The organism is Kutzneria sp. NPDC052558 (assembly GCF_044547355.1).
Taxonomy (GTDB): Bacteria; Actinomycetota; Actinomycetes; order Mycobacteriales; family Pseudonocardiaceae; genus Kutzneria.
Genome location: NZ_JBIUAG010000037.1, coordinates 75,294 through 85,688, shown reverse-complemented (window position 1 = coordinate 85,688; position 10,395 = coordinate 75,294). Strand labels below are relative to the sequence as shown.

The 10,395-nt window shown below is 69.4% G+C and carries 11 protein-coding genes and 1 other annotated feature; of the genes, 4 read left to right on the top strand and 7 right to left on the bottom strand.

The features are described 5' to 3' along the window. Positions 1–263 precede the first annotated feature (263 nt). The 3 genes from ACIG5F_RS41655 (at position 264) to ACIG5F_RS41645 (ending at position 1,547) form a co-directional block, all read left to right on the top strand. Positions 264–677, top strand: coding sequence for a hypothetical protein (locus tag ACIG5F_RS41655; RefSeq protein ID WP_396525724.1), 414 nt, complete (start codon positions 264–266; stop codon positions 675–677). A gap of 160 nt (positions 678–837) precedes the next feature. Beyond that, complete coding sequence (locus ACIG5F_RS41650) at positions 838–1,155, top strand: transposase (RefSeq protein WP_396525723.1); 318 nt, start codon at positions 838–840, stop codon at positions 1,153–1,155. Further along, positions 1,113–1,244 (top strand) — a sequence feature (AL1L pseudoknot). It overlaps the preceding gene by 43 nt. Then, the gene (locus tag ACIG5F_RS41645; RefSeq protein WP_396525722.1) at positions 1,152–1,547 is read left to right on the top strand and encodes an IS3 family transposase; all 396 of its coding nucleotides are present in this window, start codon (positions 1,152–1,154) and stop codon (positions 1,545–1,547) included. Its footprint overlaps the feature before it by 93 nt. The genes ACIG5F_RS41650 and ACIG5F_RS41645 overlap by 4 nt, the downstream gene beginning before the upstream one ends. Here ACIG5F_RS41645 and ACIG5F_RS41640 read toward each other — a convergent pair. Together ACIG5F_RS41640 and ACIG5F_RS41635 are read right to left on the bottom strand one after the other, a co-directional pair. Then, complete coding sequence (locus tag ACIG5F_RS41640) at positions 1,507–2,220, bottom strand: SDR family NAD(P)-dependent oxidoreductase (protein WP_396525720.1); 714 nt, start codon at positions 2,218–2,220, stop codon at positions 1,507–1,509. The genes ACIG5F_RS41645 and ACIG5F_RS41640 overlap by 41 nt on opposite strands. A gap of 34 nt (positions 2,221–2,254) precedes the next feature. Continuing rightward, positions 2,255–3,187 carry an NADP-dependent oxidoreductase gene (locus ACIG5F_RS41635; RefSeq protein ID WP_396525718.1) on the bottom strand — a complete coding sequence of 311 codons (933 nt, stop codon included), beginning with the start codon at positions 3,185–3,187 and terminating at the stop codon, positions 2,255–2,257. Positions 3,188–3,258: 71 nt separating this feature from the next. Here ACIG5F_RS41635 and ACIG5F_RS41630 point away from each other — a divergent pair, with 71 nt between their 5' ends. Then, positions 3,259–4,236, top strand: coding sequence for a GlxA family transcriptional regulator (locus ACIG5F_RS41630; RefSeq protein WP_396525717.1), 978 nt, complete (start codon positions 3,259–3,261; stop codon positions 4,234–4,236). A gap of 399 nt (positions 4,237–4,635) precedes the next feature. Here the strand turns inward: ACIG5F_RS41630 and ACIG5F_RS41625 are convergent, their stop codons facing one another. The 5 genes from ACIG5F_RS41625 to ACIG5F_RS41605 all read right to left on the bottom strand — a co-directional run bounded on the left by ACIG5F_RS41625 (position 4,636) and on the right by ACIG5F_RS41605 (position 10,349). Beyond that, the gene (locus tag ACIG5F_RS41625) at positions 4,636–4,791 is read right to left on the bottom strand and encodes a hypothetical protein (protein ID WP_396525715.1); all 156 of its coding nucleotides are present in this window, start codon (positions 4,789–4,791) and stop codon (positions 4,636–4,638) included. 12 nt (positions 4,792–4,803) lie between these two features. After that, positions 4,804–6,885, bottom strand: a complete 2,082-nt coding sequence (locus ACIG5F_RS41620; protein ID WP_396525713.1) for an ATP-binding protein — start codon at positions 6,883–6,885, stop codon at positions 4,804–4,806. After that, positions 6,882–8,561: a diadenylate cyclase gene (locus ACIG5F_RS41615; RefSeq protein WP_396525712.1), complete on the bottom strand. Its 1,680-nt coding sequence runs from the start codon at positions 8,559–8,561 to the stop codon at positions 6,882–6,884. Before ACIG5F_RS41615 ends, ACIG5F_RS41620 begins: the two co-directional genes overlap by 4 nt. Before the next feature lie 65 nt (positions 8,562–8,626). Beyond that, positions 8,627–9,910, bottom strand: a complete 1,284-nt coding sequence (locus tag ACIG5F_RS41610; protein ID WP_396525710.1) for a HesA/MoeB/ThiF family protein — start codon at positions 9,908–9,910, stop codon at positions 8,627–8,629. Further along, positions 9,903–10,349, bottom strand: coding sequence for a hypothetical protein (locus ACIG5F_RS41605; RefSeq protein ID WP_396525708.1), 447 nt, complete (start codon positions 10,347–10,349; stop codon positions 9,903–9,905). Before ACIG5F_RS41605 ends, ACIG5F_RS41610 begins: the two co-directional genes overlap by 8 nt. Positions 10,350–10,395: the final 46 nt, after the last annotated feature.

Genomic DNA, 10,395 nt, shown 5'->3' with positions numbered 1-10,395 from the left:
CGCCCCCCCCCCCCCCCCCCCACCCCCCCCCCCCGGGGCGGGGGGGCCCCCCCCCGCCGCGGCGGGGGGGGGGGGGGGGGGGGGGGGCCCCCCCCCCCCCCCCCCCCCCCCCCTTCTCGTCATTGTGCCTTCTGGTCGTTGTTGGCACAGCGCACGACGCTGGCTAATTACCAGCCCAGTGGGGACGATGTGCGGCGGATCGCTGAGGATGCCTTCCGTCGGAACGGTTTCGACGTCGGGCCCAAGACGTACAAGGAGGCCTGGTGACGCGAGCAGCGGGGGACGACTGGTGTGCGGTGTTCAAGGACCGCTTCCGGGAGGTTGCGGCGGCCCTTGAGCGCCACTACTCAACCCTCGATGTTGACCCGATCCTTGCTGAGGTGGCGGATCGAGTTGAAGCCGATGGGCTGGAGGCCGAAGTCAGGTGTGCAATCACCTGGGTGATCAATTCTGGAGAATTTACCGCCGTGGCCGAGGTTGTGCAGTTCTTTGGCTACAGGTTCCGATGGGCCTGGCTTCGGAGGGATGTGGAAGGAATCCTTGAAGCTAAAAGGCGCGAGCGGGACCTGCGGGCGATTCCTTACTTTGAGTGGGTGCTTGAGGCGTTCGGCGACGGCTGGGAGGATCGAGACTTCTTTCCGTCTCTCCTCGCCGTTGGGTCGGCTGAGGACTCTTGAGGACATGGGCTTTCGGTCGCCTGCTCGGCGACGTGTTGGGTGCTCGGCGGGTGTGGCGAGATATCGTAGGGTCTTCGCTCGACTCGCCGGGCCTTGGTCGCCCTGGCGTGTCTCGCCCCGGGTTTGATGGAGACATCGAACACCCGGAGGATTCGTAGTCATGGCGGCACCACGGAAGAACCCCGACGAGTTGCGTGCACGGGCCACCCGTCTGGTGGTCGAGGCCAGGCGAGACCCGGCGTCGGCTGCCGGGGCGATCAAACGGATCGCGGACCAGCTCGGCGTGCATCCCGAGGCGTTGCGGCAGTGGGTGAAACAGGCCGAAACCGATGACGGGACACCGTCGGGAACGGCCTCGACAGACTCCGCCAGGATCGCCGAGTTGGAACGTGAGGTGCGTGAGCTGCGTCGGGCGAACCAGATCCTGAAGTCAGCGGCGTCTTTCTTCGCGGCGGAGCTGGACCGTCCCTCGCGATGAAGGTCGCTTTCGTTGACTCCCAACGAAAGGAGCACGGTGTCCAGCCGGTCCTGCGGGTGCTTGAGGGCACGCCCGCGCAGATCGCACCGTCGACCTACTACGCCGCCATGACACGTCCCGAGTCCGCCCGCGCGGCGTCCGACCGGGTGCTGATGGAGAAGATCAAGCGGGTGCACCAGGCGAACTACGACGTCTACGGGGTCCGCAAGGTCTGGGCCGAGCTGAACCGGCAGGGTGTGGATGTGGCCCGGTGCACGGTCGAGTGGCTCATGCGCGAGGCGGGGTTGCGTGGCCTGCCGCGTGACAAGTCTCCTCGCACGACGCGACCGGCGCCGGAGTTTTCCGGCGCCGTCACCAGGTCTGCTCGGCGGCACGAACCAGCATCTCGTTGACCGCGACGCGTCGGCCACGGGTCACCATGTACCGCACCGCGTCGGCGATGTCCGAGGGCTGCATCAACGTCACTTCGGCGACCTGGTCCAGGAAGGCCTCCCGGACGCCGTCGCGTGTGTGGGTGGCCATCTCGGTGTCGACGATGCCCGGCGCCACCACGCCGACCCGCACGCGGTGCGGCACCAGTTCCTGCCGCAGCGCCTCGGAGAAGCCGTTGACGCCGAACTTGGTCAGGCTGTAGACGGCGTTGCCGGACCGGGCCAGCCGGCCCGAGGTCGAGCTGATGTTGACCAGGTCCGCCACGCCGCGCGGCCCGATGGTGGCGGCACGCCGCAGGTGCGGCAGGGCGGCCCTGGCGATGTTGAGCGTGCCGTTGAGGTTGACCGAAAGCATCCGCTCCCACTCGCCGTCGGGCGCGTCGGCGACCGGGCCGGCCAGCATGAGGCCGGCGTTGTTGACCACGATGTCCAGCCGGCCCCATTCGGTGACCGCGCGTGCGACGGCATCGGCCGCCCGCGTGGCATCGGTGACGAGCGACTTCAGTCGGTCGACGCGGCGGGCGACCAGTGCGACGGCCGCGCCGTCCGCGGCCAGGCCGCGGGCGATCGCGGCGCCGATGCCGCTGCTGGCGCCGGTCACCAGCGCGACGGTCCCGTTCAAGGGCGCATTCATGAGTGAAACTCTTTCTGGAATTGGGAAACGGCGATCAACTGACGACGAGCACGGTCTTGCCGCGAGCGGGCTGGGCGCTCTGGGCCGCGCCCGCCTCGGCCAACGGGAACGTCGCGCCGACCACCGGAGCCAGTTGCTTGCCGGCCACGAGGCCGACGAGGGCGTTCATGCCGACCCGGTCGGCCTCGACGAGCAGCGTCGCGGTGCGGATGCGCCGGCGCTCGGCCTCGGCCCTGGCCGGACCCAGCGCCGGAGGCGCGAGGGTGACGAAGACACCGCCGACCTTGAGGGAGTCGAAGGCCGGCAGCGGGTCCCCACCGGTGGTGTCCAGCACGACGTCCAGATCCCGGACCGACTTGGTGTAGTCGGTGGTGACGCGGTCGATCACCTCGTCGGCGCCGAGCGCACGCGCGAAGTCGACGTTGGGGGAGGACACCACGGCGGTGACGTGCGCGCCGAGCGCCTTGGCGATCTGCACGGCGAGGTGGCCGACGCCGCCGGCCGCGCCGTTGATCAGCACCCGGCTGCCGGCGGTGACGTGCGCTGTCTCGGCCAGCGCCTGCCAGGCGGTCAGTCCGGCCAACGGCAGCGCCGCCGCCTCGATGTGCGTGAGCGCGTCGGGCTTGGGCACGAACAAGCGGGCCGGGACGACGGCGTACTCCGCGTACGCCCCGTGTCCGCCGGGGAAGGGCAGCATGCCGAAGACCTCGTCGCCGACCTGGTGGACGGTGACGCCGAGGCCGACCGCCGCCACGGTGCCGGAGACGTCCCAGCCGAGCGTGAACGGCGGTTCGCCCAGGAACATGCCGGTCTGGCGGTTGGTGGCGTCGATCGGGTTCACGCCGGCGGCGTGCACCCGGACGAGGATCTGGCTGATGCCGGGCTTCGGGACCGGGGCCGTGGTGGGCGTGAGGACCTCGGGCCCGCCGAGCCGGTTCTGGCTGATGATCTGCATGGTGTCGGTCATGCGATCAATGCTGCGACCAGCACGGATCCGTCGACCATGGCAGATTGGTCAGCTTCCGATAGAATTCTGCCATGCCGTCCGACGGAGCGCCCCCGCACCAGATCGCCGTGCTCGCGCTCGATGGGGTGTTCCCGTTCGAGCTGGGCATCCCGGCCCGCGTGTTCGGGGCGGCCGGCGGTGCCTACGAGGTGCGGACGTGCTCGGTGGACGGCGGTCCCATCGAGACGAATGCCGGCTTCGCCATCACGCCGGCGCACGGTCCGGAAATCCTGGAGTCCGCCGGCACGGTCATCGTCGCCCCGACGCATCCGTCCCGCCTCGGGCCCCGGTTGTCCGAACCGGTGGCCACCGCGATGCGGCGGATCCGGCCCGGCACCCGGGTGGCCTCGATCTGCACCGGCGCGTTCGTGCTGGCCGCCGCCGGTCTGCTCGACCGTCGCCGCGCCACCACGCACTGGGAGGCGGCCGAGCAGTTCCGCATGTGGTTCCCGCACATCCGTTTGGACGAAGACGTGCTGTTCATCGACGACGGCGAGGTCCTGACCTCCGCCGGCGCCGCGTCCGGAGTGGACCTGTGCCTGCACCTGATCCGCTCGGACCTGGGCAGCGAGATCGCCAACCGTGCCGCGCGTCGTTGTGTGGTGCCGCCGTTCCGTGACGGCGGCCAGGCCCAGTACATCGACCGGCCCGTGCCCGACGACCCGGCTTCCTCCACCGCGCCGGCACGCCAGTGGGCGCTGGAGCACATGGCCGCGCCGCTGAGCGTTCCCGAGTTGGCGGACCTGGTGCACATGAGCCCTCGCACCTTCGCCCGCAGGTTCCGCGACGAGACGGGCCTGCCGCCGCACCGGTGGATCATCCAGCAGCGCCTGCATCGGGCCCGGCATCTGCTGGAGTCCAGCACGTTGTCGGTCGACCAGATCGCCGCCGATGTCGGCTTCGCCACCGCCACGTCGTTGCGCCAGCACATGAACGCCGAACTCGGGGTGTCCCCGCACGCCTACCGCCGCACGTTCCGCGCCGAGTCGACGACCGAGCTGGTCGGTTGAGTCCCTCGACAGGCCGTGCTTGATCGCCGGCGTTGCCGTACGAGCTCGCGACCCTCGTCGATCATGTCGTGCCGCTGGGAACCCGGCGGAACGGGTCGGAAGTGGGTGAACGAGGGGGCTGACACGACGTTGACCTGCGGCGATTGGTGTCGCCGCAGGTCAACGGGGGGCGTCACAATCTTGACAAGGTAGGGGCCACTGGTTCAATCCCAGTATCGCCCGCCAGTTATATATGCTGGTGAGAATTACGGTCGACGATCTTCGTTGGCCGTTTTCGTGTCCGACCAAGACTATTTGGCGAGAATATGGCATGGCCGGACGACCTGGCCTCCGCGGCGGCGTCGAGGGCGGGCGTCATGCGGGGGAATCAGTCGCCCAACTGCAGTCGCTCTGCCGCCGTCAGTGCGACGAATGCCACCTCGCCTCCAGCGTTCGCAGGACATGCGCCGTCGGCGCCATGTGGTCGTACACCCGGCCGATGCCCTTCATCTTCTGGCCGAGCCGGGGCCGCCGCATCACCTCGGGGGACGCCGTCCTCCTTCGCTCGGTGAGCACCGAACACCGGGGTCAGCGCAGCGCGGCGGCTATCCCGTCGGCCTTGGGGTCGCCGAGTTCGCGGAATATGGCCAAAGCCCTGCGCAAGGCGTCCCGGCGGGCTTCGCTCATGCCGGCTCGATCGTAGTCTTCGGCGAGGCTCTCCAAGGTCATTGCCTGCCCGTAGCGGTCGTCCAGTTCGTTGCGGACATCGAGCGCCTGCTGGTGGAGGTCGATGGCCTCGGCGAGCTGACCGAGCGCCCGATGCACGTTGGCGGTGCCGTTGAGCGCCCAGGATTCGGAGTAGCGGTCGCCGAGTTCGTGGAACACGGCGACAGCCCGGCTGGAATGCGCCAGTGCGCGGTCGAGCTCGCCGAGTTCGCGGAAGACACCGCTGAGGCTGTTGTGGGTCATGCCTTCGCCGTGCCGGTCGCCCAGGGACTCCCAGCCGGCGAGCGCCCGCAGCGAGAACGACACGGCCTCGTCGAGCCGGCCCCACTCGCGGCATGCGTTGCCGTATCCGATGCACACCAACGCCTCGCCGTAACTGTCTGCCCGGCGGGTCCAGATTTCGAGCGCACGGCGGAAGCAGTCCTCGGCATCGGCCTGCTGGTGCAGTTCCCGGTACGCGATGGCGAGGTTGCCGAGCAGGGTGGCAGCGCCGAAGTCGTCGCCGGCTCGCTCCGCGGCGGCCAGACCGATGCGGTGGGTGGCAATCCAATCGTCCCAAGGCTTTCTTCGGTAGAAGTAGCCCCACAACGCGGCCGCCAGCTGCCACGCGATCTCGTGCTCGCCGGCGTCGGCGGCGAGCCGGACGGCGGCGGTGAGGTTGGCTCGTTCGAGTGAACACCAGTCCAGGGCCGACTGCACGTCGTCGAATTCCCGGCCGGTCGTTGGCGGCTGCGGGTCGCTGCGGCGGCGAGGATTGAGGATCCGGCCGGCGGCATGCGCCGAACTCAGGTACCACGACAGGAGAGCGCGTACGGCCGTGTGGCGGCGGTCCTCCGACTCAGTCGCGGCGGCGCGTTCGGCAGCATAGGCGCGAAGCAGGCTGTGGAACCGATAGCGTTGCGCTGTCGGCATTTCCAACAGGCTGGCCGACCTGAGCGCATCGAGCGCCGAACGAAGCGGGCCCGGCCGCAGACCGGTCAGCGCGGCCGCGGCATCCCGGTCGAAGTCCATGCCGGGATGCAGGCCGAGCAGTCGGAAGACCTCGGCCACCTGCGCGGTAAGTGCTTTGTAGGACAAGGAGAACACCGCTCGGACGGCGCCGGCGTCGTCGTCGGTCGCGAGCACGTCCAGGCGATCGCGTTCGTCGGCCAGCTCGGACACGAGCTCGGCCACGCCGGCGTAGCCGCCCTCCGCGAGTCGCTCGCCGGCGATCCGCAGTGCCAGCGGGAGGTTGCCGCACATCCGCACCAGAACTGCCGATGCCGTCGGATCATGTTCAACCAGAGCGGCATCGCTGACCTCACGCAGCAGGGTCAGCGACGCGCCGTCGTCGAGCGGCTCGAGATTCATACCGGTGGCCCCCTCCAACGCTTTCAGCCCGGACAACGAGCTTCGACTGGTCACCACGACGGTGACGGTCTCGCTCCCGGGTAACAGCGGCCGGACCTGCGTCGCGCTGACGGCGTCGTCGAGCAGCACGAGCATCCGTCGATCGTGCACCAAGGAACGGAACATGCCGGCACGAGCGTCGACGCTGGTCGTCGCCAGATCGGTCGCCCCCATGGCGTGCAGGAAGCCGTCGAGCACCTCACCGGGCTCGGCCGGCGGGCTGACCGGGTCGAAGCCGCGCAGGTTGGCGAACAGCACCCCGTCGGGGAACAGGGACAGCGACCGGTGCGCCCAGTGCACGACCGCCGCCGTCTTGCCGACGCCGGGGGTGCCGACGAGCAGGGACACGCCACCCGTGGTGGCCTGGCGGTCCAGTAGGTCGAACATGGCCAGGCGGTTGACGAAGTGCTGGACCGCCCTCGGCAGTTGCTGCGGTGTAGGCCGGGTGGTCTTCGACTCGACGATCACGACGGAGTCGATGGATCCCGCCTGCACCGCCGTGTGGACGGACTGCCCGGTGATCTCGTTGCGCACGCCGCCGCGGCTGTCGGTCATGGCGAGTCCAATTCGGCCAGGGCACTGCTGATCGCCGCCGCCCGCGGGTCGCCGAGCTCCCGGAAGTACGCCTCAGCCAACTGAAGTTCCTCTCGTGCGCGGTCGGCGTCGCCGATGGCGTGCAGGGCGAGGCCGAGGTCCGCGCGGGTGATGGCGGTGCCGTAGAGGTCGTCGCTGCCCAGCCGTGCGGACAATGCCGTCCGGTAGCACTCGAGCGCCTCGTCGTGGCGGCCGCCGTCGCGGCAGGCGTTGGCCTTGTTGGACAGGGCCCAGAAGAAGCCCCGGCGGTACCCGGTCCGGTCGAATGCCCGCATCGCCGCTTCGGCGAGTTCGACGGCCTGGCCGAATTCGCCCTGCCGACAGCGGATGCCGCTGAGGTTGTTGAGCACCTTGCCGCGGAGTCGTTCGTCCTCGGCGTCCTGGATCAGGTCCAGGGCGTCCTGTGCACAGCGCAGCGCCGTGTCGACGTCGCCGATCTCGTCGTGGGCGTAGGCGAGGTGGTTCAACAGTTCCGCCCGGCCGAGCCGGTCGCCGCAGTCCCGCCACGCGACGTCGGCGAGGCGCCACAGCTCGAAGGCGTCCTCGTAGTTGTGCAGTTCGCGCTGCGCGACACCGAGACTGGTCAGCAGCGACGCCTCGGCGGGCTTGTCGCCGAGTTCGCGAGCCGCCAGCAGGGCGAGCGTGAGCACGTCGATCCACGCCGTCCAGGGCTTGCGGCGGTAGAAGTACTCCAGCATGGCCAAGGCGCGGCGAAGTGCGATCCCAGGGTCGCCGTTCGAGGCGGCCCTGCGGATCGAGATGAGCAGCTTGACCGCGGTCTCCTCGTACCACAAGACGGCGTCCCGGTCGGTGTCGAAGGACATGCGGGGGAAGGCGCGGTCGTGCGCGCCGAGCACCTGTGCCGGCCGCTCGGCGAGCGTCTGGTCGGCCGCGTTCAGCGCGTGGTCGTACCAGCTGTCGAGCTCTTCGGTGACGGCGTACATCAGCGGGACCCGCTGCGACACAAGGTTCGGATCCGACGACATCCGGGACAGCCCGACCTGGTAGCACAGCACGTCGAGCACCTGCTCGACGTAGTTGCCTCGGTCCCCGAGTTCCAGCAGATACGTGTCGATCTCCGCCACCGCCCGCCGGGCCTGTTCGATCAGCTCGGTGGCACCGCCGATCCCGGGAGGCGCGCAGGTCAGCTCCTGCACCCAGGAGTGCAGCGCCAACAGGTTGATCGTGGCCTTGCTGAGCAACACTGGTCGGGAACTGAGCTTGTGCATGTGCTCGCCGACGAACAGCGTGATCTGACCGGTCTCCTCGCTGACCGCGACCACCGGGAACTTGATGTCCCGAGCGGTGCGGGCAGCGGTGACGTGACGTGCGCCGATGCCCTGCGCGAGAACGGTCGAGCGGGGCGCGAGCACGGTGTTGAAGCGGCGGATCTCGGCCCTGTCGGTCGACAACACCAGGGCGAGGTCCATTTTCGAGAACTGGGCGATGTTCTCGGCCGATGCCGCGACGTTGTCGATCGGGAAGCCCTGTTCGCAGATCGCGGCCACCGACTCGTCGTCGCCGAGCACGAACAGGCCGCCGACGCGGGCCGCGCTGACCCGCTCGATGCCCTGCCGCAGCGGAGTGTCGAGGGCCAGGTTGGCCAACGCGTCCCGAACGGCTGCCGGAACCTCCACCATGTGCCTCCTGGCCGTGTTCGGCTTGTCGATCATTGTGCCGCTTTCCAGGGTGTCGGGGCCACTCACGGCGCCTCACAGGTCGGGCATCCGGGTGACGGTGGGCCGGCCGGATGCCATGTGACGGCGCCGAGCCGGTTGACGTCGTAAGGCGGCAACCACCCGGGCTGCGGGCGGAGCGCGATCACGCCGTGCTCGCCGCCGAGTACCTGATCGTGATGCCCCTGGCGTTCGAGCAGGGTGGCCACGGCCACCTTGGCCGCGAGCTGACCGACCAGGTGCAGGTCGGCGCCGACCGCGGTCATCGGTCGGTGGGTCGTGCCGATGCCGTACTCGGCGTCCAACGTCGGCTCCGGCCTCAGGCCGCCCGCGTTGAACAATGCTTCGCGCTGGCAGCCGAGGCACCCCACATCCGCCCACGGCCGGAGTCTGATGATCTCGCCGAGTCCGCCGGTCTCCAGCACGCAGGCGAGGACCGCGGTCTTGCCGGCACGTCGGGCCAGATGGCTTACCACCTGTCGCGGCGGCACGCCGTCGGCCGCGCACAGCACCAGATCCACCTCGGTCAGCAGATCACGGACCTTGTCGGCGTCGGTGACCACGTTCAGCACATGCTGCTCCACGGTCGTGTCCGGGCGGAGTTCCGCGAGGTCGTCCCGCAGCGCGTTGACCTTGAACCGGCCGACGTGCCGTTCCCCGCACACATGCCGGGGCAGGTTGTGCCACTGAAGCCGATCAGGGTCGAGCAGGTGGAGTCGCCCGATGCCGTAGCCGGCCAACGCGTGCGCGACCGCCCCGCCGATGCTGCCCGTGCCCACTACCAGCATCGTCGTCTCGGCGAGTTCCGCGACCGGCCAATGCGGCTCGAGCGCGGGCATGCCGGTGCGTGTCGGTTGGACACTGATCGGCAAAGGCAATGCGCCCTCGGCCGTGAGCCGCCATAGCGCGAACTCGGGCACCGTCATCTCGGGAAACTCGGCCTCTGCGTCAAGCGCGTGGGTGATGGCCAGATAGGCGCCGCCGCCGGGGCTGCGGAAGCCGTTCGGGATCAGCCCACGGAACACGGCCAGCTCGATCATGCCGTCCTGAGCGCGAGCAAAGAGCCATTGCAGGTTCACAAAAGCCGGCACCCGATACCAGTGCCCGGTCGCGATGTCGTCGCCGGATCGCACGAAGTGGCCCAATGGCGCGGGCTCGGTCGCCATCTTCGGCCCGTTCCCACTGGACACCGCGGACACGCCGGCCAGCAGTTCAGGCCCGGACACCTTCAATGTCAGGTGGCCCCAGCCGTTGCCCGACCGGATAGCCTGCGCCGCCGAGGCGGTGAGCATGATCATGTGGTCAGCCACGGCGGGCCACCTCCGTGATCAGCTCGTCGTGCTGTGGATCCGCCACGATCCCGTTCTCGGTCATGGATTCGATGGCGTCGCTGGTCATCAGCGCGTACTCGATGCGCCAGCCGGCCGCCTTGAGCAGCAGCTCGACCACCGAATCGCGGCACGTCCACTGGGCCGGCTGAGCCAGCAGACAGAGGCTGCCGTCGCCCAGCAGGTGCCATCGGTGCTGGGTGCGGCTGTGGATGTCGGGCTCCGGGTCGACCGGGAAGACGGCCGGCACGGCCGCGGGATAGGCATGGTTGTAGCGGAGTTCCAGCCCCAGACCCAGGTTGTCGGTAAGGATGTCGACGCCCGGCGGGGCAGGGCGGTCGAACGGCCACACCGGCAGCCGCCCCTGCCAACGCCCGGCGCCTTCCGGAACCCAGGTCAACTCCGGGAAGCGCTCGCCCACTTCCCGGTGGTCCCTGGCGAGTCGTCGTGGTTCGCACTGCCACCAA

Coding starts and splice junctions, on each gene's coding strand:
- ACIG5F_RS41635 (WP_396525718.1), bottom strand. CDS start 3,187: ATGACCGACACCATGCAGATCATCAGCCAGAACCGGCTCGGCGGGCCC.
- ACIG5F_RS41645 (WP_396525722.1), top strand. CDS start 1,152: ATGAAGGTCGCTTTCGTTGACTCCCAACGAAAGGAGCACGGTGTCCAG.
- ACIG5F_RS41630 (WP_396525717.1), top strand. CDS start 3,259: ATGCCGTCCGACGGAGCGCCCCCGCACCAGATCGCCGTGCTCGCGCTC.
- ACIG5F_RS41620 (WP_396525713.1), bottom strand. CDS start 6,885: ATGACCGACAGCCGCGGCGGCGTGCGCAACGAGATCACCGGGCAGTCC.
- ACIG5F_RS41650 (WP_396525723.1), top strand. CDS start 838: ATGGCGGCACCACGGAAGAACCCCGACGAGTTGCGTGCACGGGCCACC.
- ACIG5F_RS41640 (WP_396525720.1), bottom strand. CDS start 2,220: ATGAATGCGCCCTTGAACGGGACCGTCGCGCTGGTGACCGGCGCCAGC.